The organism is Geodermatophilus sp. DF01-2 (genome assembly GCF_004571065.1).
GTDB lineage: Bacteria > Actinomycetota > Actinomycetes > Mycobacteriales > Geodermatophilaceae > Geodermatophilus.
In genome coordinates, this window is sequence record NZ_SPQN01000001.1 from 32,760 (window position 1) to 56,396 (window position 23,637).

Genomic DNA, 23,637 nt, shown 5'->3' on the forward strand with positions numbered 1-23,637 from the left:
TGCGCGTGCGAGCGACACGAAGAGCCGGTCACCGATACCCTTTCCTCGAACCGACCACGAGGGCCGGTTGCTGCGCCCCCCGGAGGGGCCCATGGACTGGATCTGGATAGCCGGAGCGGTCTGGCTGGTACTCGCTGCAGCCGCCGCCGTCCTGCTCGGCCGGATGATCCGCCTGGCCGACCGCGAGGACGGCAAGGCAGCCCCGTCCCGTCCAGCGGCCCCGGAGCATCGCGCGCCCCGACCGGTTGCCCCGACCTGCGACGGGAACTCGGGTCCGCGCGCTCCGGTACCGCCGGTCCGGGCGGCCCTCTGCTGGTCCTCTGTCGTGCCGTCACCGGTCCGGCACCGGGCCGGGAAGCGCGGCCGGTGAGGCCGCGGGCGGGCTCCCGGCGGCTGCTGTCGCGAGCGCGCGTGCGCTGGGTTCCGGTACCGGGGTGACGACCCGTTCAGCAGCTCCAGCATGTACGACTGCCGGTGCGGCGTGATCCGGCCGGCGCCCTGAGTCCCCCCTCCGGGCAGAGCGCGGTGGTCCCGAGCCGCGCCTGACCCCGGAGGGTGAAGACCCTACTGGCTCCGCCACCGGCGCCCCTACCGTCGGTCGACGTGCCTGGGGTGGGGATGGGACCTGATGATCACTGACCGGTACGCGGCGACGGACGAACGCGGTGCGCCCCACGGCGGGGAGGACCCGGTGCTGCCGGGGCGCCACGGCGCGCTGCGCCGGGTGCTCGTGGGTCTCGGTGTGCTCGGGCTCGTCCTGGCCGTGCTGGTGGGTGGCGCGCTGTGGTTCCTCACCGACCGCTACGCGGGCAACATCGACCGCGTCTCCGACGTCTTCGCCGATCTGGACGCCGAGGCCCGCCCGGCGCCGGCGACCCCGGCGCAGGAGGCCGGTGCGCAGCCGGTGACCTTCCTGCTGGTGGGGTCGGACACCCGGGCCACCGCCGAGAAGGGCATCGCCGACGGCGGGCGGTCCGACGCGATCATGATCGCCCGGCTCTCGGCCGACCGGCAGCACGCACAGCTCATCTCCGTCCCGCGCGACTCGTGGGTGGACATCCCCGGCCACGGGACAGGCAAGATCAACGCGGCGTACGCGTTCGGCGGGCCGGCGCTGCTCGTCCGGACCGTCGAGCAGCTCACCGACGTCCGCATCGACCACTACGTGGCCATCGACTTCGCCGGGATCGTCCAGGTCACCGACGACCTGGGCGGCGTGGACGTCGTCGTCGCCGAGACGACGTCGTGGGGCCCGTACACGTTCCAGGCCGGGGTGAACCACCTCGACGGCGACGAGGCCCGCTGGTACCTCGGGCAGCGCTACGACCTGCCCGGCGGCGACTTCGACCGGGTGCGCCGTCAGCAGCAGTACCTGCAGGCGATGTTCACGAAGCTGTTCAGCTCGGACACCTTCAGCGACCCCGCGCGCCTGGACGCCGCGCTGCGCTCCGTCACCAGCGCCGTCGCCGTCGACGACCGGCTGGGCAACGCCGAGATGCTGTCGCTGGCCTACTCGTTGCGCAGCCTGACACCGGACGACGTCGACTTCTTCACCGCGCCGACACTGGGCACGGGCACGGAGGGCGCGGCGAGCGTGGTGTACCTCGACGACGTCGCGTGCGAACGGATGTGGACCTATCTGCGCAGCGACTCGCTGTCGCAGAACGCCGAGGAGTTCCAGGACCAGGCACTGCCCGAGATCCCCCGCTGACCGTCCTCGGAAGTGCGTCCGTACGTGGTCGTCAGCGGGAGCCGAGCTCGGGGCCCATCACCACCTGCACGAGCGTCACGGTGACGTTGTCCCGGGCACCGACGCGCACGGTCTCCGCCACCATGGCGTCGGCGTCCACGGACGGGTTCGCCGAGCCGGACACCAGTTCGGCGATCCGCTCGTCGGAGAGCTCGCCGGTGAGGCCGTCGGAGCAGCAGAGGAAGCGGTCGCCCGGCACGACGGGCAGCAACACGACCTCCGGCCCACCGCGGGCTCCGACGCCGAGCGCGCGGGTGATGATGTGTCGCTGCGGGTGCGTCGCCGCGCTCTCGTCGGAGATGTGACCGGCGTCGATCAACTCCTGCACCACCGAGTGGTCCTTCGTGCACAGCTCGATCCGGCCCTCGTGCCACCGGTAGACCCGCGAGTCCCCGACGTGGAAGACCGCCCACTGCGGCCCGCCGCCCTCGTCGACGAGAGCGACGCCGGCGACCGTCGTCCCTGCCCCGGCCTTGTCCGCCCCGCGGAAGGCGCGGATCTCGCCGTCGGCGCGCTGGAGCGCGAGACGGATCTTCGCCACGGTCGTCGTCCCGCTCCCGGTGACCGACCGCAGCGCCTCGACGACGGTCTCCGCGGCGGCCGCACCGCCGACGTGACCCCCCATGCCGTCGGCGACGGCGAACACCGGCGGGCTGGCCAGGTACCGGTCCTGGTTGTCCTCCCGCTGGCCGACCGCCGTCGCCGCTCCCCACGCCAGCTCGACCTGCGGCATCCACTCTCCACGACATGCATCGACGACAGGACGACCCGCGGGGAAGGCAGGTGGGCCGAGCGTAGAAGGTCGGCGACACACCGGCAGGTTGCGCCCCGCGACGGGCCGTTCGCAGGTCGTCGTCGACGGGACGGGGCCCCTCTTCGGGGTGGGGGCACCAGGGACTTCCCTCCAGTGGAACGACTCCGGTACCGATTCCTGGACCATGCCTCCTGCGCCCAACCCGTTCGGCGTCTCGCTGCCCGTCTCCGCACTCCTGCCGCCGGAGGACGACGTCACCTGCCTGCTGCCCGGCCCGAACTCGGTCTCCGCGCACCTGGCCGAGCGTCTGGCCGCCGTGCCCGATGTCCCCGCATCGCTGATCGTGCTGGGCCTGCTCCGGGGCGACGGCGCCGGGCCGATCCACGTCAGCGCCCTCGCCGCCGCCACCGCGGTCGTGGCCCGCTCGCTGCGCGGCGACGACTGGCTCGGCCGCTCGGGCTCCGACGAGTTCGCCGTCCTGCTCGGCAGCAGCGCTCCTTCGGCCGAGGTCGCCGCGACCCGCCTGACCACCGCCATCTCCGAGCTCGGCATCCCGGGCCTGGGCGCCTGCGCCGGCGTCGTCGCGCTCGAGGCCGGCATCACCGCCGCCGAGACGATGCACCGCGCGACCGGCTTCCTGCAGACGGCCCGCTCCCTCGGCCGCGGCGCGGTCGTCCGCCACGCCGGCTGAGCCCCCGGGCCGCCGCAGCGGCGCGACCGGTCCGCACCAGTCCCTCCCCGGTGCCGCCGGGCGACCTCCGCCCGCAGCCGGACGGCCCCCTACCGATTGCGCCGCGCGCGGGCCCGGCGCACCCGGCGACGCCAGGACACCAACAGCCCCGTCACGACGACGAGCAGGACGAGGCCGGTGATCCAGCCGGCCACCTCCGGGTCCCCCGGGGCCCCGGCCGCCTCCCACACCGTGTAGCCGACGGCATAGCCGAGGACGACGACCAGCAGCACCGGCACGAACAGGACGAGGCCTCCCACAGTTCCCTCCTTCGTCGTCAGCACCCTCGCCGGACGCACGCGTCGGCCGGTCAGCGCCAGGCCGGCTCCGCCACGACGTCCCCTACCCGTGCCGCGCACGCCCGCACGTCGAACTGCTCCATCGCGCGCCGCCCGGCGGCCTCCGCGCGGCTCCGCGGCGGTCATCTGCCGGACCCCGCCTCGGCCGGCGCCGACGGCTCCCCCAGCGGGACCACCGCCCCGGCGTCCGCCTGGAGGGTCTCTCGCGGCCGGCCGGCGACTCGCGTGGCACGTGGTGGTCCGGTGAGCTGGTCGCCTGCCCCGGCACCACCCGCGCGCCGGCCTTCGCCTGCCTCGGGAAGCCAACCCTCCGGCGCGATGCCACCATCGGCCCGTCCCGGGACGCCTCGCTACCGTGGTGACCACGCAGCCGCGCGAAGGGGGACGGCCCGTGTCCGGCAAGCACAACAGGCTTCGTGGGCGGCGGCGGACGGCGGCGCGGCTGCGGGCTGTCCGGTCGCCGGGGGCGGATCTGGCCCGGCTGCGCGGCCCCTTTCTCGCCTGGCTCGCCGACCAGGGCCTGCCTGCGGACGTCGACGGCGCTGCCCTCTGGAGCGACGTCGTCGCCACGGTCGACCTCGCCGCAGACCGAGCCGGGCTGACGGAGCTGTCCACCTGGACCCCCGACCAGGTCACCGCGCTCGCAGCGGTCGCCGACGACGACCGGGTCGACGCACTGCCCGCGCTCCCCCTGCTGCTCGCCTTCCTCGGCGAAACCGGGCGCTGGTCCGGAACGCCCGACGAGCTGGACGCGGTGCTGCAGGTCGCGGAGCGGGCGACCTCCCCGATGGCGGCCGTGCTCGACGAACTCGCCGGCGTGACGGTCGACCCCACGGCCGAGCAGGCCGCCCTGCGCGCCCTTCCCCTGGTCACCCGGGCCGAGACCCTGCTGCGGTTCGTCCTGCCACGCCGCCCGGTCACCGGCACCGGAGCCCTGCGCCGCGCCGACGTGATCGCTCTCGCCGGCCGGCTCGGTCTCGACCTCCCCACGAGCCGGCCCCGCTCGATGTGGGACGTCCCCGGCCTGGCCGCGCTGTGGCAGGCGGCCCTGGACGCCGGTCTGCTGGTCGTCACGCCGGCCGAGGCCACGCTGACTTCGCTCGCCCACGGCTGGCTCTCCGGCGACGTCGACCAGGGCGCGAAGGCCCGCGCCGAACTGGTGACCGCCTACCTCACCGTCGTGCTCAACGCGCCGCAGGCACGTCCCTGGCTGCCTCCTCCGCTGACGATGCTGCTGCCCGTGCTGGCCGCCGCGGCCCTCGACCGCCCGGTGCCGACCGAGCGGCTGGTGAACCCCGCCGCCGCCCTCGACGGGATGACCGGCGTCCCCGGCGAGGTGGCGGCGTTCGCCGAACTCGCGGCCGTGCCGGCGCACACGCTGGCCCACCAGCTGGAGGACGACGGCATCCTCGCCATCACCGACACCGTCAGCACCACCCCCGGGCTGCGCGGCCTGCTGGCCCGGCTCGCCGGCACGCTGCTCGCGGCCGTGGAGCCGGCCGGCCCCGACCTGCCGGAGCCCGACCCCGCGCTGGCCGGCCAGACCTACCGGCTCCGCGTCGAGCTGGCCGACGCCTCACCGCCGGTCTGGCGCGAGGTGCTCGTCGACCCGAACCTGCCGCTCGACGAGCTGCACGACGTCGTCCAGCGGCTGTTCGCCTGGGAGGACGACCACCTGCACGAGTTCACCGCCGTCGGTCCCGGGCGCCGGACCACGCGCTTCGCCTCCTCCGACCCGTTCGGTGACGACTGGGGGTCAGCCGAGGACCGCGCACAGCACGAGTCGACGGTGCGGCTGGGCTCGCTGATCGGTCCGCGCCGGGGCGAGCTGCGCTACCGGTACGACTTCGGGGACGACTGGGAGCACCGCATCACCGTCGTCGGCAGCGAGCCCGCGGAGGGATCGGCACTCCCCCGGTGCGTCGCCGGCGCCGGCGCGGCTCCGGAGGAGGACTCCGGTGGGGTCTGGGGCTGGGCCGACAAGGTGCAGGCGGCAGGCGATCCGCGCCATCCTGAACACCACGACGTCCGGGACTGGCTGGGCCTCGACGACGGCGAGACGCTCGACCCGGTCGCGTTCGACCTCGCCGAGGTGGAGGCGCGCCTGGCGGAGCTCCGGTCGACCTCCCTCCCACCGGGCCGACCGGCCGGGAATGCCTGATCCTGTTTCGCTGTACGGGAAGACGGGTGTACTGCACCTCGCCGTGCACGCCCGTCCGAGCCGCTCACGCAGGAAGCAGCTGGAATCCCTCGATGGCGGCGGCAACCCGGAGCTGGTCGTCGAACGCAGCGACGGTCCGGCACTCGGGATCGGCGGCGGCAGCCGCCCGGGCACTGGCGAGCTGAACCGAGTCGTACGCGCGCAGGCCGTGCACTGCACAAAGCCGGGCCGCGTCGTCCAACAGTGACGAGGAAACTGCGACCGAGGAGAAACGGGGCGGCTCCTCTGCCACGCCCGAGTAGTCGGCATCGAAGGCTGCGACGAGGAGTGCCGCGTCCTGCGGCATCAGGTCGCCGGTACGGACCTTGCGCCACAACGCGGCAGGGACCTCGATACGGGCGAGTTGGGACGCGATGAGCCCCACCTGCGCCCGGATCAGCGCATGGCTCACCTCGTCGACGTACAGCTTGACCAGTGCGGAGGAATCCGCGAAGACACTCACCCCCGGTCGCGGCTGATGATGTCCGCCAATGGCGTGCCGCGACCGGCTCGCCGCCCGGCCTCGGCGACCTGGTGTGGGTCCGGCCGCCGAGAGAGGGGTGTGGGGTCGACGAGTACACCAGCCTGGCCCAGGCGTTCCCGTATCCGCTCGGCCTCCGTACCCGCCAGGTCGGGGTCGGTCGCCGCGTCGAGCACCCGGCTCAGGAATTCGTTCATGCTGCATCCCTGCCGCGCCGCGACATCCTTCACCCGCTGGAGAAGCGCGTCCGGCGCCCGCCACGTCACCTGTTGCATGCATGCATGCTATCGCGCAGCAACGGGTACGGGCGGCTCGTGACCCGTGCCCTCCACGTCAGCGGGTGATCGTCGGCGCATGCCCGTTCTGGGCGACCTGCCCGTTCTCACGCGCGGCGAGCCGCTCGCGCTGGGGGACGACGGTGTACTTCGGGTCCCTGGCGCTGGCCATGCCCGCCTCGAAGACGCCGAACCGGGTGAGCAGCGACCCGGCTGCGAGCAGCGCGCCGGCGACGACCGCTCCTGCGCGACGCCGTCCGGCGACCACGGTCAGCGCCGCGCCGGCCGCCGTGCAGGACCTCGCCGCCCGCAGCAGCGTGCCCGCCTTCCCCTCGTGGTAGGGCTCGCTGACGATGCCGAGGTCGTTCTCCACCCGGCGCATGGTGGCCAGCTCGATCACCGCACCGGCCACGGCCATCTTCCGCGACGGCCCGGCCTCCTCGACCGGGGTGAGCGCCATCGTGAGCCCCCCGCCCGCGGCCATCCCCGACGCGCCGAAGACGAACGGCAGCTCCCGGTGCGCCGCGTGCCACGACGGGACGGCGGTGTTGGAGAAGAGCACGCCGGTGTAGGTGGCCAGCGGCCCGCCGAACAGCGCCGCGACCGCGCCGCCGAACCGCTTGAGCCGCGGGAACCAGCCCAGCGCCTCCACCGCCGCGGTCGCACCGGCCGCCGCGCTGAACGGCGCCAGGATGTACGAGCCGATCGACAGCGGCGACGTCGGCTTGATCACCCTCAGCATGTGCAGGAACCGCTCGGGCCGACCGAGGTCGTGGATGAGGAAGACGACCGAGGCGACCGCCGCGCCGCCGGAGACCAAGCGGGCGTTGCGGGTGAGCGCGGGCCGGTCGGTCAGGTCGGCGAGCGCGCCGAGGATCGACGACGACCCGGCCGCGCCGCCGAGGAAGAGGTACAGCGGCACGTCCGGCGTCTTCCACACCGGTGGCTTGATGATCGGCCGGCCGTAGTACGAGGTGAACTCGGCCTCCTCGACCATCGCCACCTCGCCGCCGGGACGGCCGTCGCCCCGCCGCCGGCGGCGCTTCTCGCGCCGCTGCGCGGACGGCCCGTCCGCGCGCCGCCAGCCCGCTCCCGGAGCCGTCATCGGGGCTTCCTCGAGCCGAGGACGGCGGAGACCGCCACCCCGACGATCATCGCCGCGGCGGCCGCAGCGGACTTCCACATCGCCGGCAGGTCGCGCGTGGTGACGACCGGGTCCGGCGGCAGGCCGTAGACCTCCGGCTCGTCGAGCAACAGGAAGAACGCCCCCGCTCCGCCGACGCCGTCGTCCTCGTCCCGCCCGTAGAGCCGGGCGGTCTCCACGCCCTGCTCCTGGAGGGTGGCCAGCCGCGCGTCGGCGCGGGCCTGCAGCTCGTCGAGGTTGCCGAACTGGATCGACTGCGTCGGGCACGCGGTCGCGCACGCCGGCTGCAGCCCGTCGGTCAGCCGGTCGTAGCACATCGTGCACTTGAAGACCCGGCCGTCGCCCTTGCGCTGCTCGATCACCCCGTACGGGCAGGACGGCACGCAGTAGCCGCAGCCGTTGCAGATGTCGCCCTGGACGACGACCGTGCCGAACTCGGTGCGGAACAGCGCCCCGGTCGGGCAGACGTCGAGGCACCCGGCGTGCGTGCAGTGCTTGCACACGTCCGAGCTCATCAGCCAGCGGATCTGCTTGTCCGCGCCCGACTGCCCGGTCTGCGGGTCGAATTCGGAGAGCCCCTCGGCGTTGAGCACGCTGGACTGCTGCGCGGTCGCCAGGCTCTCGTCGTTCGGCCCGTCGGTGACCGAGCGGCCGGAGTCCTGCCGTGCGTCCCCCGGCCGGCCGAACGTCGGCATCGGCAGGTCGACGGTGCGGGACTGCTCGATGAACGCCACGTGCCGCCACGAGTTGGCGCCCAGCTGACCGGTGTTGTCGTAGGACATCCCGGACAGCCCGATGACGTCGCGCGTGCCGTGCGCGTCGTCCATCGGCAGGGTGTTCCACTCCTTGCACGCCACCTCGCAGGCCTTGCAGCCGATGCACACCGAGGTGTCGGTGAAGAAACCCACCCGCGCCGGGTGGTCGGCGTCGTAGCCGGCCTCGCCCTGGACGTCGGGCAGCGGCCCGTACAGCCGGTTCTCCGGGTCCCGCCCGGTGAAGGCCGGGCTCGCCGAGCTGATCGAGGTCACGAGAGCCCCTCGGCGCGACAGTTGTACCGGTTCATATTCGGCGTCGTGAAAACAGCCATCTCCATCCCCGACGAGACGTTCGAACGTGTCGAGACGAGCGTCGCCGAGCTCGGTATCAGCCGCTCGGAGTTCTTCGCCCGCGCCGCCAAGAAATACCTCGACGAACTCGAGTCGGAGTCGATCACCGCACAGATCAACGCCGCGATCGACGCCGGCGCGGTGGACGAGGACCTGGACCGGGACGTCACCGAGCACGGCCGCCGGATGCTGCTCGAGCTCACCGCCGACGACGAGTGGTGATCGAACGCGGCGGCATCCACTGGGCCGATCTCAGGCCTCCGGGGGGCTCGCGACCGGCAGAGCGGCGCCCGGTCGTCGTCGTGCAGTCCGAGAAACACGACCGCAGTCGACTCGCCACCGTGGTGGTGGTCGCGGTCAGCTCCCAGACCGATCTCGCCCGGCATCCCGGCAACGTGTTCATGCCTGCGGCGGTCAGCGGCCTGCCGCGCGATTCGGTCGTCAATGTGACCACGCTGACGACATTCAACCGCTACGACCTGGAGGACCGCGTCGGCACCGTTCCGCTCGCGGTGATGCACGAGATCGATGCGGGACTGCGGTTGGTACTGGGGCTCGGACCGGATCACAGTCGGGACCCCTCGCCGGCGTCGGCCTCGACCGGGTCGCGGCCGTTCGGCCCGACCCTGCCGGACTCTACCCCGGCCCGCCGCCGGTAGGACTCCACGAACTCGATCAGCTCCGGCCCGCGCGGGCGTCGTCCCGGCCGGATGTCGGCGGTGCTGACCTTGTCCTCCTGGATGTGGGTGTTGGCGTCGAGCACGATGCCCAGCAGGTCGTTGGCCGAGTCACCGGTCGAGATACCGCTGTAGGACCAGTGGTACGGCATGCCGATCTGGTGCACGACCTGGCCGTCTCGCAACTTGATCGGCCGCATCCGCTCGGTGACCAGCACCTTGGCCTCGATCGCCGTCCGCGCGCTGACGAGCGTGGCGTACTCGCCGTTGGCCAGGCCGCGGAGCTCGGCGAGCTCCGGGCTGACCTCGACGAAGAACTCCGGCTGCAGCTCCGCCAGGTAGGGCAGCGTGCGGCTCATCCCACCGGCCGTGTGGTGCTCGGTCAGCCGGTAGGTGGTCACCTGGAACGGGAAGACCTCGCTGCGCGGCGGGTTCTCCCGGTTCCACGGCCCGGGGATCCGCTCGAGCGTGGGGTTGGCCTGCTGCTTGTACAGCGCGTTCTCGACGACCGACTCCGCCGGCTCGTAGTGGGTCGGCAGCGGGCCGTCGACCAGGCCCGCGGGGGCGAACAGCCAGGCCTTGCCGTCACCCTGCATGACGAACGGGTCGGTGCCGGCGATCGCGTCCTGCGCCTTCGCGCCCTCCGGCGGCACGTAGTCCGGGCGCTTGGTGGCCTCGAAGTCGGGGACGTCGACGCCGGTCCAGCGGCCGGCGTCGGCGTCCCACCAGACGTACCTCTTGCGCTCGCTCCACGGCTTGCCGTCCGGATCGGCCGAGGCGCGGTTGTAGAGGACCCGGCGGTTGAGCGGCCAGGCCCAGCCCCACTCCGAGGCGACCGGGCCCTGCTCGCGCCCGGGCTTGCGGCGCGCGGACTGGTTCACCTCGTCGGCGTAGACGCCGCAGTAGATCCAGCAGCCCCCGGTGGTCGAGCCGTCGTCCTTCATCTCCAGGTAGGACGACAGCGCCCGCCCGTCGGGCCCGGTGCCGTTGATCTCGCGCAGCACCGCCTCCGCGCTGGGCTCCTGCTCCGGCCCGTGGGTCGGGTAGTCCCAGGTCAGGTCGAGCAGCGGACGGTCCCGCGGGTCGGTGGAGTCCTTCAGCCGCTCCCGCAGGATGCGGCCGAGGTGGAAGTAGAACCACAGGTCGCTGCGCGCGTCACCCGGGGGTTCGACCGCCTTGTGCCGCCACTGCAGCACCCGTTGGGTCTGGGTGAAAGTGCCCTCCTTCTCCACGTGCGTGGCCGCGGGCACGAAGAAGACCTCGGTGGCGATCGTCTCGGGGGCCAGCTCCCCCGTCTCGATCTCCGGGGACTCCTTCCAGAAGGTCGCCGACTCGATCAACTGCAGGTCGCGGACCACCAGCCAGTCGAGGTTGGCCAGCCCGAACCGGTTCATCCGACCGTTGGGGTGCCCGACCGTCGGGTTCTCGCCGACCAGGAAGTAGCCGGAGACCTTGCCCTCGATCATGTCGGCGATCGTCCGGTAGGAGCTGTGGTCGCCGTCGATCTTGGGGAGGTAGTCGAACGCGAAGTCGTTCTCCGGCGTCGCGGCGTCCCCCCACCAGGCCTTGAGCAGGCTCACCATGTAGGCCGGCTTGTTGCCCCAGAAGCCGGCCTTGCCGGCCGCGTCCGCCACGTAGTCGTGCAGCGACCCGTGCTGGAGGGCGTGCGGCATCGGCAGGTAGCCGGGGAGGATGTTGAACAGCGTGGGGACGTCGGTCGAGCCCTGGATGCTGGCGTGCCCGCGCAGCGCGAGGATCCCGCCGCCGGGGCGGCCGATGTTGCCCAGCAGGGCCTGCAGGATCGAGGCGGTGCGGATGTACTGCGCGCCCACGCTGTGCTGCGTCCAGCCCACCGAGTAGACCCACGCCGTCGTCCGCTCGCGGCCGCTGTTCTCGGTGATCCAGCGCGCCACCTGCTCGAAGACCTCCGGCTGGACGCCGCAGACCTCGGCCACCATCTCCGGCGTGTAGCGGTCGAAGTGCCGCTTGAGGATCTGGAACACCGAGCGCGGGTGCTGCAGCGTCTCGTCCCGCTTCGGCTTGGCCGCGATCGGCGGGCCGCCACTGCCGGCCGCCTGGGCGCGGTCGGAGTGCTTCACGTCCGGGTGCTGCTCGGCGCGGTCCTGCTCGCCGGCCTCGGCCGGATCGTCGGCCCCGGAGTGCGGCGGCTCCTCCGGCTCGTACTGCCAGCTGGCTTCGTCGTAGGTGCCGCTGTCCGGGTCGAAACCGGAGAAGAGGCCGTCGAGGTCCTCGGCGTCGACGAACTCCTCACCGACCAGCGCGGCCGCGTTGGTGTACGCGACCACGTACTCCTCGAAGTACAGCTCGTTGTCGAGGACGTACCTGATCAGCCCACCGAGGAACGCGATGTCGGTGCCCGCGCGCAGCGGCACGTGCAGGTCGGCGATGGCGCTGGTGCGCGTGAACCGCGGGTCGATGTGGATGACCTTGGCCCCGCGCGCCTTGGCCTCGGAGACCCACTGGAAGCCCACCGGGTGGCACTCGGCCATGTTCGAACCCTCGATGACGATGCAGTCGGAGTTCGCGAGGTCTTCCTGGGTGTTCGTGGCGCCGCCACGACCGAACGAGGTCCCCAGACCGGGGACCGTGGCGGAGTGCTATATGCGCGCCTGGTTCTCGATCTGGATCGCGCCCAGGGCGCTGTAGAGCTTTTTCATGAGGTAGTTCTCCTCGTTGTCGAGGGTCGCCCCTCCGAGGCTCGCTACTCCCATGGTCCGGTTGACGCGCCGGCCGTTGTGCTCGTCCTGCCAGCCCTTGCGCCGGGCCTCCAGGACGCGGTCGGCGATCGTCTCCATCGCCGTGTCGAGGTCGAGGTCCTCCCACTCCGTCCCGTACGGGCGGCGGTACTTGACCGTCGTGACCCGGGTCGGGCTGGTGACCAGCTGCTTGCTCGCGCTGCCCTTGGGACACAGCCGGCCGCGGCTGATCGGCGAGTCGGGGTCGCCCTCGATCTGGACGATCCGCTCGTCCTGGACGTAGATCCGCTGGCCGCAGCCCACCGCGCAGTACGGGCACACGCTCTGCACGACGCGGTCGGCGGTGGCCGTGCGGCTGACCACGTTCTCGGTCGCCCTGCTGCGTGCGGCCCTGCCGCGTCCGAGCGGATCGGGGCCGGTCAGCTGCCGGAACACCGGCCACGCGTCGAGCCAGGTCTTCACACCGGCAACTCTGCCACTCCCGCGCCCACCTGGCGCTGTGGGCCCCGCCGCCGTCCCTCCGCGCCCCCTCGGCGTCCCTTCCGCCGTGACCCCTCCGCCGCGACCCCTCCGCCGTCCCATCCGCCGTCCCATCCGCCGTGATCATGGGGTTGTTGCCGCTCGTCACGGCGGGTCGTCGCGTGTGTCCGACAACAACCCCATGATCAACTCGACGACAGGGCGGTGCTCCGGGTGGGGATGGAAGGGGTGGGGGCGGTCGCCGGCCGTCAGGGGCGCCAGCCGCGGCTGACCAGTGCCCGGCGGATGCGCTCCACCACGACCATCGGACCACCCAGGTGACGTGCGGCGAAGCGGACGACGAGCCAGCCGTCTGCCGCCATCAGCGAGTAGCGGTCGATGTCGCGCCCGAACTGCTCCGGGTCGGCGTGCTGGCGACCCTCGTACTCCACGGCCACCTTCCACTCCGGGTAGCCGAGATCGGCGTGCACGACCTCCCGCCCCCAGCGGTCGTACACCGGGACCTGCGTCTCCGGGTCGGGCAGGTCGCTCGTCAGGAGCCAGTAGCGGATCAGACTCTCCGGCCGGGAGGCCGCCGCGCCGGTGAGCCGCGGAGCGCAGTCGCGGGCGCGGACGACGCCCCGGACGCCGTCGGCCCGTTCCAGGCGCCGGGCCAGCGACTCCGGGCTCAGCCGGTCGGCGCGCATGAGCGCGTCGCCGACCGCCACCAGCTCCGCGGGCGGCAACCGGGCGGCGAGGTCCAGGAACGTCTGCGGCCCGGACGTCGTCGGCAGCCCGTCGACCGGCTCCACGTCCTCCGCCGCGAGGAGCCGCTCGTGGACCGTCAGGCCCACCCGCCGGGGCAGCTGCCGCCGGGACGGGATGACGACGTGGACGGAGGAGGAGTCCGGCATCGGAGCCCCGTACAGCTGCGCGGCCGTTCCGAAGCCGAAGGCGGCATCGCCCGGGAGGACCAGCCGCCACGCGCGGCACCGGGTGGCGAGGTCCGGTTCGACGGCGCGGGAGAGGTAGAGGCCCCGCCCGAGCCGGACGCCGTCCTGGGCGACCTGCCCGCGCGTCGCTCCGCGGGCCCGCGCCCCGTTCCAGGTGTAGGCGGTGCCGAGGTCGAACTCCGTCATGCCGCGACCGTCGCGGCCCAGCCACCCGCGCGGCGCCCCCGACGACCATCTGTGGACGACGGTCCCCGCTGTGGAGACCGGCCCTCCCCTCGCCGGTGATCATGGGGTTGTCGTCCCTTGTCACGGCGGGTCGTCGCGTGTCACCGACAACAACGCCATGATCAGCTCGGGATGGAGCGGGGGCGGGGGTGGGGTGGGTAGGGCCACCGCGGGTCCGGCCGGCGCTCGGCCCGCGCCGGGGTCGCGCCGGTCGAGCTGCCCGAGGAGCTCGTCGAGCAGCCCGATGCGAGCGCGGAGGGCGACGGGGACGAGCACCGCCGTCGCGGCCAGGAAGCCGCCGGCCACCCACAGCTCGGTCGCGCCGTCGACGACCGCCAGCTACAGCAGGACGCCGGCCAGCAGCGCCGCGGACGTCGTCCCCCAGCGGCGTGACGCGACCGCGATCCGCCGCTGCTCGGTCAGGCGCGGCGCAACAGCGCGGGGTCGCCGTCCGTCGGCAGCCGACGTTGCCGCAGGGCCCGACGGACGGCGCGTTCCGCGGCGTGGCCGCCGCTGCGCCGGGTGCTGGCCGGGAGCACGCTCAGCACGACCATCCCGACCGGGAAGCGCCCCGGTCCACCACAACGCGTGAACGGCGCCGCGCCTCCTCCGCTGGTGATCATGGGGTTGTCGCCGCTCGTCACGGCGGGTCGTCGCGTGTCCCCGACAACAATCCCATGATCGACTCAGCGACGGCGACGGCGACGGCGACGGCGACGGCGACGGGGGGGCCGGAGGCGGGAGGGCTGGGAGGGCTCGGAGGAATGGGGCGGGGTGGGCGCGGAGTCCCGAAAGGGTCAAACCGCTCCCGTCCTGTCAGCGCGCAGGTCGATACTGGGCGGGTGAGCGGTCCGTACCTGCACTTCCTCGGCCACTCGACGGTGCGCGTCGAGCTCGCTGGGCACACGGTGCTGACCGATCCCCTGCTCACCGACCGCGTCGGGCCGCTGCGACGGGTGGTTCCCGTGCCGGCGCCGAAGACCTACGCCGGCGTCGACCTGGTGCTGGTCAGCCACCTGCACGGCGACCACCTGCATCTGCCCTCGCTGCGGATCCTCGGGCCCGGCGTGCGGATCGCCGTGCCCCGCAGTGCGGGTGCGTGGTTGCGCGCGCGGGGCTTCCGGCACGTCGTGGAGGTCCTGCCGGGCGAGACGTTCACCCACGGAGCGCTGCGGGTCACCGCCGTCCCGGCAGAGCACGCCGGACACCGCTGGGGCCCGCGGCTCACCCACGGGCCGGACACCCCGGCGGTCGGCCACCTGGTCGAGGGCGGCGGCTCCACGGTGTACGCCAGCGGCGACACCGACCTGACCGACGCGATGTCCCCGCTCGGCGCCCGCGGGATCGACGTCGCGCTGCTGCCGGTGTGGGGCTGGGGGCTCACCCTCGGCCCGGGCCACCTGGACCCGGCGGGCGCGGCTGAGGCGGCGGCCCGGCTGCGACCGCGGGTGGCCGTCCCCGTGCACTGGGGCACGCTCGCGCTGCCCGGCACCACCGCCGTCCCCAGGCTGCGCGGCCGGATGCGCCGCCTGCTGACCGAGCCGCCCCGCGACTTCGCCGCCGCGGTCGCCGACCGCGACCTGGACACGACCGTGGTGGTCACCGAGCCCGGGCAGCCGGTCGCCCTGCCCGCCACCACCGGGACGACGCCGTGAGCCCGCTCGCCTCCGGCTGGATCGACGGGGCCATCGGCTACCCGATCCTCTTCGGTGGCGTCCTGCTCGGCTCGGTCGTGCCCGTGGTCCCCACCGGGGCGGTCGTCGGCGCGGGCGCGGCGTTCGCCGTCACCGCGCACGAGCTCAACCTCACGGCGGTCCTGGTGCTGGCCACGCTCGGCGCCTGGACCGGTGACCTCATCACCTTCACGATCTGCCGGTTCGGTGGGCCCTCGGCGGTCCGCTGGGTGGCCCGCGGCCAGCACGCCGAGCGGATCGAGGAGGTCCGCGAGCAGTTCCGCCGGCACGGTTGGCAGATCGTCGTCGTCGGCCGGCTGCTGCCCGCGGGGCGGATCCCGGTGCTGCTGGCCGCCGGCGCGCTGGCCTACCCGTGGCGGCGGCTGTTGCCCGCGTCGCTGCTCGCCGCGTTCCTGTGGGCGGTGGCCTACGCCTCGCTCGGCGTGGTCAGCGGCGGCATCTTCGACTCGCCGCTGGTCGCCGTCCTGCTGGCCACCGTGCTGGTGCTCGCCGTGGGTGCGGTGCGGGGCGTGGTGGGCGCCCGCCGCCGGCGCGACCCGGATCCGGACCCGGAACCCGAACCCACGGCCTGCGACCCCGTATGACCCCTCCCGTCCCCTCCGGCCGGGTGCTGCAACGGGGCCGGACGCCAGCCCGCGTCCTCCTCACCTGGGTGGCGAGCACCACCGCGCTGGCGCTCCTCGACCGCTGGCTCGACGCCTTCGCGATGCCCTCCTGGTGGCAGCCGCCGCTCATCGCGCTGCTGCTCGGCCTGCTCACCGCGGTGGTGTGGCCGCTGGTGATGCGGGTCGCGCTGCCGCTGGCCTTCTTCACCCTCGGCCTGGGCAGCTTCCTGCTGCTGGGCGCGGCGGTGCTCGGGCTGTCCTTCCTCGTCCCCGGCGTGGTGGTCGAGGACCTCCGCACCGCGGTGGCGGTCGGTGTCGCCATGGCCGCCGTCTCCGGGCTGGTCAGCAGCGTGCTCGCCCTCGACGAGGACGAACTCTTCTTCCGCCGCGCCCGCCGCCGGGCCCGGGCGGCGGCGGACGACGAGCCGCGTCCGCCCGGTGTGCTGTTCCTCCAGGTGGACGGCTTGTCCCGCGACACCGCCCGCCGCGCCGTCCGCGACGGCTCGATGCCCAACCTCGCCGCCTGGCTGCGCTCGGGCAGCCACGTGCTGACCTCCTGGCACACCGACTGGAGCTCGCAGACCGGTGCATCGGTCTGCGGCATCCTGCACGGCTCCAACGCCGACATCCCCGCGTACCGCTGGTACGACAAGGAGCGCGACCGCATCGTCCGCGTCTCCTCGCCGACGGACGCCGCCGAGATCGAGCGGGCGCACTCCGACGGCCGTGGGCTCCTGGCCGGCGGCGGGGCCAGCCGCGGCAACCTGTTCACCGGCGACGCGGCGCACGTCAGCCTCACGATGAGCTCGCTGGCGCACGTCGTCCCCGCCGCCAGCCGACGGGCCCGGCAGCGACGCGAGCGGGCGGGCTCGGGCTACTACGCCTACTTCGCCAACCCGGTGAACGCGCTGCGCACGATCGCCGTCTCGCTCGTCGACGTCCACCGCGAGCTGGTCGCCGCCGCCCGCGAGCGCCGCGACGACGTCCGGCCGCGGGTGCCGCGCGGCGGGATCTACCCCCTGGCCCGCCCCGGGACGACGGTGATCTCCCGCGACGTCGTCGTCTTCGCGCTGCTGGAGGACATGCTCGCCGGCCGGCCGGTCGCCTACGCCGACTTCCTCGGCTACGACGAGGCCGCCCACCACGCCGGTCTCGAGCGGGCCGACAGCCTGGCGGTGCTGCGCAGCATCGACCAGCAGATCGGCCGGCTGCACCGCGCCGCCCAGCTGGCGCCGCGGGAGTACCACCTGGTCTGCCTCTCCGACCACGGGCAGACCCAGGGCGAGGCGTTCGCCGCCCGCTTCGGCGAGACGGTCGAGCAGCTCGTCGGCCGGCTCTGCGGCGCGGCGGGCGAACTGCCGGCGGGACACCGCACCGGCCAGCGGGACAGCCGGCGGCTCACCGAGGGCTGGCAGGTCGGGGCGGCGCTGGCCGAGGGGGGTGGGCCCATCGGCCGCCGGCTGCGGGAGCGGGTGCAGCGCGCCGAGGCCCTGCCCCATGCGCACGAGCTGCCTCCCGACCGGGAGGGGCAGGTGCCGCGGGTGGCCCCCGGGGTGGTCGTCGCCGTCTCCGGCCACACCGCGATGGTCTCCTTCAGCGACATCCCCGGCCGGGTGTCACTGGAGGAGATCGAGCGACACTGGCCGGCGTTGCTGCCCGGCCTGGTCGACCACGGGGGCGTCGGGTTCCTGCTGGTGCACTCCGAGGAGTACGGACCGGTGGTGCTCGGCCGTGACGGGGTGCACCGGCTGGCGTCGGGGACGGTGCTCGGCGAGGATCCGCTCACCCCCTACGGCCCGCACGCGGCCCGGCTCGTGGCCCGGGCGTCGACGTTCCCGCACTGCGCCGACGTCGTCGTCAACAGCCGCTACGACCCCGACACCGACGAGGCCTCGGCCTTCGAGCCGCACGTCGGCTCCCACGGCGGTCTCGGCGGGCCACAGCAGCACGCCTTCCTCCTGCACCCGCGCTCGTTCCGGCCGCCGGGCGAGATCGTGGGGGCCGAGCACCTGCACCGGGTCCTCCGCGGCTGGCTCACCGACCTCGGTCACCCGGAGCCGGCCGGGGACGACGCCGTCGGCGCACTGAGCGCGGCCGCGCGGCGCGGCTCGGGCGTGGGGGTGTGACCGGGTGGGGTCCATGCGCAAGGGGGCCGTCGCCGGCTGATGACGACGGGGGCAGCGAGCGGAGCGGACCGGCGGGGGAGGCCGGCTCCTGGGCATCGTGGGCTGGACCTCCCGAGCGGAACACCCTGCGGGAGCGGCCGGTCACCCGGCGTCGACAACAGGGACGAAGGGGGACCGAGACAGGCGAATGTCGTGCATCCTGGCGCCGACGGGGGACCCTCGTGCCGACGTCCTCGTCGGCACCCGGCCTGAGGGAGACGCGTGCGCCCTGACGTCCGACGCTGGCTACACCACCGAACCTTCACTGCCGAGACGTGGCAGGCGCCCGAACTGCTCGCCGCCAAACGGACCCGGGGCTCCACCGTCAGCGTGGTGCTGCCGGCGCTCGACGAGGAACGCACCGTGGGCGCCATCGTGGCGACCATCCGCGAGGCGCTGGTCGAGCACTGCCCCCTGGTGGACGAGGTCGTCGTCGTCGACAGCGGCTCCGGCGACCGCACGGCGGAGGTCGCGGCCGCGGCCGGGGCCCGCGTCGTCCACGTCGAGAGCGTGCTCCCCGGGCAGGGCAGCCGGCCGGGCAAGGGCGAGGCGCTGTGGAAGTCGCTGCACGCCACCAGCGGCGAGCTGCTGGTGTTCGTCGACGCCGACCTCGTCGACTTCGACCCGCGGTTCGTCGTCGGTCTGCTCGGACCGCTGCTCACCGACCCCACCGTCGGCTACGTCAAGGCCCTCTACGACCGGCCGCTGACGACGACCGACGGGATCGTCCCGTCCGGCGGCGGCCGGGTCACCGAGCTGGTCGCCCGACCGCTGCTCAACGCCTTCTGGCCGGAGCTGGCCGGGTTCGTCCAGCCGCTCTCCGGCGAGTACGCCGGCCGCCGGGAGCTGCTCGAGCAGGTGCCGTTCGTCTCCGGCTACGGCGTGGAGCTCGGCCTGCTGGTCGACCTCGTGGCGCTGGCCGGCCTCGACGCCCTCGCCCAGGTGGACCTCGGCACCCGGCAGCACACCCACCAGGCCGACGCCGCGCTCGGCCGCATGGCCGGGCAGATCCTGCAGACCGCGCTCGCCCGGTGGCCCGGCGCAGGTCGGCCGGAGAGCGAGCTGCTGCAGTTCCTGCGCACCGCCGACGGCCTCGAGGGGGTCAGCTGGGACGTCGGCGTCGTGGAGCGCCCGCCGATGCGGGCCGTCCGCGCCGCCGACCGCCGTCCCGGGACGTGGGCGTGAAGGTCCCCGTGGACGCCGGCCCGTAGCTGCCGGTGCCGCCGCCCGCGGTGGAGGTGGAGTGCCGGAGTGTGGGAAACCTGCGCTCTCACACCCCGGTGAGCCGGACGGCGTCCCCCATGCGGGCCGACTCGGCGATCGCCACCGCCACCCGGTGGGTGCGCAGCGCCTCGGCGTAGTCGACCAGCCCCTCGGCCGGCGCGCCGCCGGCCAGGACGTCGACGAAGGCCCGGTCGACGGCGGTGCGCCCGTCGACCTGCGGTTCGCGCCGGTCGGCGCCGTCGGCCGTGGTGACGGTCAGCGAGGTCTCGGTGAGCTCGACCGCCGCGCCGTCGCAGACCACGTCGAGGCCGGCCCGCAGCTTGCCCGGCAGCGAGCAGGCGGCGGTCACCGTGCCGACGGCGCCGGAGTCGAAGGTGAGCAGCGCGGCGGTCGCGTCGTCGACGTCGCGGCCGTCCGCGGTGGACGGCGCCGCGGTGGAGCGCACCTCCACCACCTCGCCGGCCAGCAGTCGGGCCAGGTCGAGCACGTGGGTGAGCTGCTCGACGATCTGTCCACCGGAGCGCTCCCGCCGCGACCACCACGCCGGCGGTGGGACCTTGTCCAGCCAGGTGGCGTCGACCAGCCGGGGCCGGTGCGCGGCGCAGACCGCACGGGCGGCGGCCACCGTGTCCAGGTGCCGCCAGTGGTAGCCGGTCGCCGTCGGCAGCCCGGCCTCGGCGACGGCTCGCGCCACCTCCTCGGCGACCTGCACGCCGGTGGCCAGCGGCTTCTCGACGAAGAACGGCACGCCCGCGCGGACGGCGGCCAGCTCCAGCTCACCGTGGGCGAAGGGTGGCACGCACAGCCACACGGCGTCCAGGGGCTGGGCGAGCAGCCGGTCCACGCCCTCGACGGCGGGCACGCCGAGCTCGCCGGCGAGCACGTCGGCAGCGCCCGGGACGACGTCGGCGACCCCGACCAGCTCCACGTCGGGGAACCCGGCCAGCGTCCGGCCGTGGCGGGCGCCGACACCGCCGGCTCCGACGAGTCCGACGCGGACGCGGGGGCCGGTGGAAGAGGAGTCTGGTTCGCCCATGCCGGGGTCCTGCCCCACCTGCGGGCGGAGCAACCGCAGGTCGTCGGGGTGATCGGCGCCACCGGTCGGTGCGCCCGGCGGTCAACCCGCCGTTGCCGACGGGCGTGAGGCACCATCAAGGGGTGACGCCGTCCCCGTCCCCGTGCGCGAGGTCCCCACGGTCGTCGCCCCGGACGACGACGGGACTGCCGTTCCGCGGACCGGTCCCGGCGCACCGCCACGGGGTGACGCGGGGCACACCAATCCATGCACAGACTGGAGTTAACCTGACACCGTGAGTGAGGGCACCGACCGGCGCGCCCGCAAGAAGGCGCAGACCCGGACACTCATCCGCGAGACCGCGCAGGCACTGTTCGCCGAGCGCGGCTTCGAGGCGGTCACCATCGCCGACATCGCCGCCACCGCGGACGTCGCCGTCCAGACGGTCTTCAACCACTTCCCCACCAAGGAAGACCTCTTCTTCGACGGGCACACCCCCTGGGTGGAGGGCGCGGCGGAGTCCGTCAGCTCCCGCGGCCCGGGCGTCGCCCCCCTCGAGGCCCTGCACGCCTACCTCGTCGAGCAGGTGGGCGTGTACGTCCGGCTGCTGGCCACGCCGGAGGGCCGCAGCTTCGCCACGACCCTGGACACCTCCCCCGCGCTGCGCGCCCGCGAGCGCGAACTGCACCACGAGGCGACCACCCGGCTGGCCGACGCGCTCTTCGAGGCCTGGACGACCGCCGGCGGCGCGCCGACGGTCCCGGCCGACCTGCGTACGGCCGCCTCGGTCACCGCCGCGGTGTGGCTGGCCGCCGTCCGGACGCTCATCGTGCAGCAACGGTGCGTGCTCACCGGGTCGGCCGGCCCGCTGCCGGCCGACCCGGAGGAGGACGTCGCCACCGCCTGCTCGGTCGCCGACCAGGTCTTCACCGGGCTCGACTCCGCCCTGTCCGCGACCACGCCGGGCGGCCTGCGGCCCACCGGCTGAGTCACACCGCGGCACTCTCCCGGTCCGGCACGACCACCGGCAGCAGCACCTCGTCGAGCACGCGCTGCGCCTCCTCGTGGCTCATGGCGCCCCGGTCGGAGGCGTAGCGCTGCCACCAGAACGCCTCGACGACCGAGCAGAGCAGCGCCAGGCGGGCGGCGGGCACTTCCTGGCCCCGCGCGGCGGCCCGCGCGCCGATGGTCTCGACGGCATCGGCGAGCGGGCGCACCAGCGCGGCGTCCAGCCCGGCGCGGAGGTCCTCGTCGTGACGGGCGGCGCCGACCAGGCTCGCGGTCGCCCGCTCCTCCCGGTCCAGCGGCCGGCACCAGCGCGCGATCAGCGCGGCCAGGTCGTCCCGCAGCGAGCCCTGGTCCGGAGGTACCCGTACCAGCGTGAAGCGGCCCACCGCCGAGCGGGCCATCGCCGCCATCGTGGGCCACCGCCGGTAGATCCCCGCCTTACCGGCGCGGGCCCGGGCGGCGACACGGTCGCTGTTGAGCTTGCCCCAGCCGTCCTCCGCCAGGATGTCGACGGCCACGGCCAGCAGTTGCTCGGACAGTTCGGCGCTCAGCGGGCGCCCGGGCGTGCCGGTCATGCTGCCGCCGGCTCAGAAGTGCACGTCACAGCGCCATCGTGTCCTGTGGGTGGAGTCACCACAACGACCACCCGCGGAGTCGCGCCGATTTCCTGACCTCTCACGGCCCGGAAGCACGGCGGCAGGTCATCGGACGGGCCGGCTCTCAGGCCCCCGCGGCGCTCTCCACGGGCACCTCCAGTCCGGCGCCGTCGTCGGCCAGCCGGCCGGCGCCGCCGGCCTCTTCGACCATGCCGTCCCAGCGCTGCGCCCAGTCGTCGGTGCCGGCCTGCGGCTCGGCCGCCGCCCGCAGTGCGGCCACGTCCAGGACGCCGGTCTGCGCGTCCTGCAGCCGGCCCAGGCCGGCGTCCCGCAGCGCGCGGTCGGCCTCCTCGTCGGTCACCGCGCCCACGGCCAGCTGCAGCCGGGTCAGGTCGTCGACGTCGACGACCCGCACCTCGGGCCGCTCCTCGGTGCCGCCCACCACCTCGACGATCACGCCGCCCTCCTCTCCTCGGACTCCCGGCGTCGGAAGTGCCCCCAGACGTGCCCTGTCACCCACGTGTTCCGCCACGGCTCCGCTCCTCGCTCGCCGGCGCTCGCTGCGATGCCCACCGCGGCGTCACACGTGCCATGTTGACCTCACGTGTTCCGCCACGGCTCCGCTCCTCGCTCGCTGGCGCTCGCTGCGATGCTCACCGCGGCGTCACACGTGCCACGGGAACCGGGAGAAGTCCGGGTCCCGCTTCTCCAGGAACGCGTCCCGGCCCTCGACGGCCTCCTCGGCCATGTAGGCCAGCCGGGTGGTCTCGCCGGCGAACAGCTGCTGACCGACCAGCCCGTCGTCGATCAGGTTGAACGAGTACTTGAGCATCCGCTGCGCGGTCGGGCTCTTGGCCACGATCCTCTTCCCCCAGTCCAGCGCCGTCGCCTCCAGCTCGGCGTGGGGGACGACGCGGTTGACCATGCCCATGCGATGGGCGTCCTCGGCGGTGTACTCGTCGCCGAGGAAGAAGATCTCGCGGGCGAACTTCTGCCCCACCTGGCGGGCCAGGTAGGCCGAGCCGAAGCCGCCGTCGAAGCTGCCGACGTCGGCGTCGGTCTGCTTGAACCGGGCGTGCTCGGCGCTGGCCAGGGTGAGGTCGGAGACGACGTGCAGGCTGTGCCCGCCGCCGGCGGCCCAGCCGGGGACGACGCAGACGACGACCTTGGGCATGAACCGGATCAGCCGCTGGGCCTCGAGGACGTGCAGCCGGCCGCTGGAGTTCTCGCTGTGCTGGTAGCCGTACCTCCCGCGCACCCGTTGGTCACCGCCGGAGCAGAACGCCCAGCCGCCGTCCTTCGGGCTGGGGCCGTTGCCGGTGAGGAGCACGCAGCCGATGTCGGTGGACAGCCGGGCGTGCTCCAGCGCGGTGATCAGCTCGTCGACGGTCTGCGGGCGGAAGGCGTTGCGCACCTCGGGCCGGTCGAACGCGATCCGGACGACGCCGGCGTCGACGGCGCGGTGGTAGGTCAGGTCGGCGAAGTCGAACCCGTCGACCGGCTCCCACGCCGCGCTGTCGAAGATTTCGGAGACGTCGTTCCGGGCGGCCATGGCCCGAA

At 74.0% G+C, this 23,637-nt stretch carries 23 protein-coding genes and 1 pseudogene; 10 read left to right on the forward strand and 14 right to left on the reverse strand.

The window, feature by feature from the left end; genetic code table 11:
* The first annotated feature begins 628 nt into the window (after positions 1–628).
* Positions 629–1,711 carry an LCP family protein gene (locus E4P41_RS00125; protein ID WP_135138857.1) on the forward strand — a complete coding sequence of 361 codons (1,083 nt, stop codon included), beginning with the start codon at positions 629–631 and terminating at the stop codon, positions 1,709–1,711.
* A gap of 31 nt (positions 1,712–1,742) precedes the next feature.
* On the opposite strand, the gene E4P41_RS00130 is transcribed toward E4P41_RS00125, so the two are convergent.
* On the reverse strand, positions 1,743–2,483 hold the full coding sequence (locus E4P41_RS00130) for a protein phosphatase 2C domain-containing protein (RefSeq protein ID WP_167760843.1): 741 nt from the start codon (positions 2,481–2,483) through the stop codon (positions 1,743–1,745).
* Positions 2,484–2,688: 205 nt separating this feature from the next.
* On the opposite strand from E4P41_RS00130, the gene E4P41_RS21820 reads away from it, so the two are divergent.
* Positions 2,689–3,195 carry a diguanylate cyclase gene (locus E4P41_RS21820; RefSeq protein ID WP_167760844.1) on the forward strand — a complete coding sequence of 169 codons (507 nt, stop codon included), beginning with the start codon at positions 2,689–2,691 and terminating at the stop codon, positions 3,193–3,195.
* An 89-nt stretch (positions 3,196–3,284) separates the two neighbouring features.
* Here the strand turns inward: E4P41_RS21820 and E4P41_RS00140 are convergent, their stop codons facing one another.
* Positions 3,285–3,494 carry a hypothetical protein gene (locus E4P41_RS00140; RefSeq protein WP_135138859.1) on the reverse strand — a complete coding sequence of 70 codons (210 nt, stop codon included), beginning with the start codon at positions 3,492–3,494 and terminating at the stop codon, positions 3,285–3,287.
* Positions 3,495–3,924: 430 nt separating this feature from the next.
* Between E4P41_RS00140 and E4P41_RS00145 the strand changes: the two genes are divergently transcribed.
* On the forward strand, positions 3,925–5,694 hold the full coding sequence (locus E4P41_RS00145; protein ID WP_135138860.1) for a plasmid pRiA4b ORF-3 family protein: 1,770 nt from the start codon (positions 3,925–3,927) through the stop codon (positions 5,692–5,694).
* Positions 5,695–5,758: 64 nt separating this feature from the next.
* Here E4P41_RS00145 and E4P41_RS00150 read toward each other — a convergent pair whose 3' ends face one another.
* From E4P41_RS00150 to E4P41_RS00165, 4 genes are read right to left on the reverse strand one after another with little or no spacing between them, the layout of a single operon-like run.
* The gene (locus E4P41_RS00150) at positions 5,759–6,196 is read right to left on the reverse strand and encodes a type II toxin-antitoxin system VapC family toxin (RefSeq protein WP_135138861.1); all 438 of its coding nucleotides are present in this window, start codon (positions 6,194–6,196) and stop codon (positions 5,759–5,761) included.
* Positions 6,193–6,489 (reverse strand): transcriptional regulator, encoded by a 297-nt coding sequence (locus E4P41_RS00155; RefSeq protein ID WP_135138862.1) that lies wholly within the window; start codon positions 6,487–6,489, stop codon positions 6,193–6,195. The genes E4P41_RS00150 and E4P41_RS00155 overlap by 4 nt, the downstream gene beginning before the upstream one ends.
* A 58-nt stretch (positions 6,490–6,547) precedes the next feature.
* A complete protein-coding gene (nrfD, locus tag E4P41_RS00160; protein WP_135138863.1) occupies positions 6,548–7,594 on the reverse strand; it encodes an NrfD/PsrC family molybdoenzyme membrane anchor subunit in 1,047 nt (348 codons plus the stop codon).
* On the reverse strand, positions 7,591–8,661 hold the full coding sequence (locus E4P41_RS00165; RefSeq protein ID WP_135138864.1) for a 4Fe-4S dicluster domain-containing protein: 1,071 nt from the start codon (positions 8,659–8,661) through the stop codon (positions 7,591–7,593). The genes nrfD and E4P41_RS00165 overlap by 4 nt, the downstream gene beginning before the upstream one ends.
* A 45-nt stretch (positions 8,662–8,706) precedes the next feature.
* Between E4P41_RS00165 and E4P41_RS00170 the strand changes: the two genes are divergently transcribed.
* Both E4P41_RS00170 and E4P41_RS00175 read left to right on the forward strand, forming a co-directional pair.
* Complete coding sequence (locus tag E4P41_RS00170; RefSeq protein WP_209307440.1) at positions 8,707–8,961, forward strand: ribbon-helix-helix protein, CopG family; 255 nt, start codon at positions 8,707–8,709, stop codon at positions 8,959–8,961.
* Positions 8,958–9,398: a type II toxin-antitoxin system PemK/MazF family toxin gene (locus tag E4P41_RS00175; protein ID WP_280658633.1), complete on the forward strand. Its 441-nt coding sequence runs from the start codon at positions 8,958–8,960 to the stop codon at positions 9,396–9,398. The genes E4P41_RS00170 and E4P41_RS00175 overlap by 4 nt, the downstream gene beginning before the upstream one ends.
* Here E4P41_RS00175 and fdh read toward each other — a convergent pair.
* From fdh to E4P41_RS00200, 4 genes and pseudogenes are all read right to left on the reverse strand, one after another.
* Positions 9,305–12,595 (reverse strand): annotated as a pseudogene (gene fdh / locus E4P41_RS00180) (formate dehydrogenase). The gene E4P41_RS00175 and the pseudogene fdh overlap by 94 nt on opposite strands.
* A 266-nt stretch (positions 12,596–12,861) precedes the next feature.
* Positions 12,862–13,731 (reverse strand): hypothetical protein, encoded by an 870-nt coding sequence (locus tag E4P41_RS00190; protein WP_135138869.1) that lies wholly within the window; start codon positions 13,729–13,731, stop codon positions 12,862–12,864.
* A 120-nt stretch (positions 13,732–13,851) separates the two neighbouring features.
* Positions 13,852–14,076 (reverse strand): hypothetical protein, encoded by a 225-nt coding sequence (locus E4P41_RS00195; RefSeq protein ID WP_135138870.1) that lies wholly within the window; start codon positions 14,074–14,076, stop codon positions 13,852–13,854.
* Positions 14,077–14,189: 113 nt separating this feature from the next.
* Positions 14,190–14,414 carry a hypothetical protein gene (locus E4P41_RS00200; protein WP_135138871.1) on the reverse strand — a complete coding sequence of 75 codons (225 nt, stop codon included), beginning with the start codon at positions 14,412–14,414 and terminating at the stop codon, positions 14,190–14,192.
* A 198-nt stretch (positions 14,415–14,612) separates the two neighbouring features.
* On the opposite strand from E4P41_RS00200, the gene E4P41_RS00210 reads away from it, so the two are divergent.
* From E4P41_RS00210 to E4P41_RS00225, 4 genes are all read left to right on the forward strand, one after another.
* The gene (locus E4P41_RS00210) at positions 14,613–15,425 is read left to right on the forward strand and encodes an MBL fold metallo-hydrolase (RefSeq protein ID WP_135138873.1); all 813 of its coding nucleotides are present in this window, start codon (positions 14,613–14,615) and stop codon (positions 15,423–15,425) included.
* Positions 15,422–16,048 carry a VTT domain-containing protein gene (locus E4P41_RS00215; protein WP_135138874.1) on the forward strand — a complete coding sequence of 209 codons (627 nt, stop codon included), beginning with the start codon at positions 15,422–15,424 and terminating at the stop codon, positions 16,046–16,048. The genes E4P41_RS00210 and E4P41_RS00215 overlap by 4 nt, the downstream gene beginning before the upstream one ends.
* Entirely contained in the window at positions 16,045–18,195 is a 2,151-nt protein-coding gene (locus tag E4P41_RS00220) for a phage holin family protein (RefSeq protein WP_135138875.1), read from the forward strand. The genes E4P41_RS00215 and E4P41_RS00220 overlap by 4 nt, the downstream gene beginning before the upstream one ends.
* A 261-nt stretch (positions 18,196–18,456) precedes the next feature.
* Positions 18,457–19,419: a glucosyl-3-phosphoglycerate synthase gene (locus tag E4P41_RS00225; RefSeq protein WP_135138876.1), complete on the forward strand. Its 963-nt coding sequence runs from the start codon at positions 18,457–18,459 to the stop codon at positions 19,417–19,419.
* An 85-nt stretch (positions 19,420–19,504) separates the two neighbouring features.
* Here the strand turns inward: E4P41_RS00225 and E4P41_RS00230 are convergent, their stop codons facing one another.
* Entirely contained in the window at positions 19,505–20,494 is a 990-nt protein-coding gene (locus E4P41_RS00230) for a Gfo/Idh/MocA family oxidoreductase (RefSeq protein WP_135138877.1), read from the reverse strand.
* A 274-nt stretch (positions 20,495–20,768) separates the two neighbouring features.
* Between E4P41_RS00230 and E4P41_RS00235 the strand changes: the two genes are divergently transcribed.
* Positions 20,769–21,461, forward strand: a complete 693-nt coding sequence (locus E4P41_RS00235; protein WP_135138878.1) for a TetR/AcrR family transcriptional regulator — start codon at positions 20,769–20,771, stop codon at positions 21,459–21,461.
* Between the two features lies 1 nt (position 21,462).
* Here E4P41_RS00235 and E4P41_RS00240 read toward each other — a convergent pair whose 3' ends face one another.
* From E4P41_RS00240 to E4P41_RS00250, 3 genes are all read right to left on the reverse strand, one after another.
* Entirely contained in the window at positions 21,463–22,056 is a 594-nt protein-coding gene (locus tag E4P41_RS00240; RefSeq protein ID WP_135138879.1) for a TetR-like C-terminal domain-containing protein, read from the reverse strand.
* Positions 22,057–22,201: 145 nt separating this feature from the next.
* Positions 22,202–22,534: a hypothetical protein gene (locus E4P41_RS00245; RefSeq protein ID WP_135138880.1), complete on the reverse strand. Its 333-nt coding sequence runs from the start codon at positions 22,532–22,534 to the stop codon at positions 22,202–22,204.
* A gap of 207 nt (positions 22,535–22,741) precedes the next feature.
* The gene (locus E4P41_RS00250) at positions 22,742–23,629 is read right to left on the reverse strand and encodes a 1,4-dihydroxy-2-naphthoyl-CoA synthase (protein ID WP_135138881.1); all 888 of its coding nucleotides are present in this window, start codon (positions 23,627–23,629) and stop codon (positions 22,742–22,744) included.
* Between the last annotated feature and the right edge of the window lie 8 nt (positions 23,630–23,637).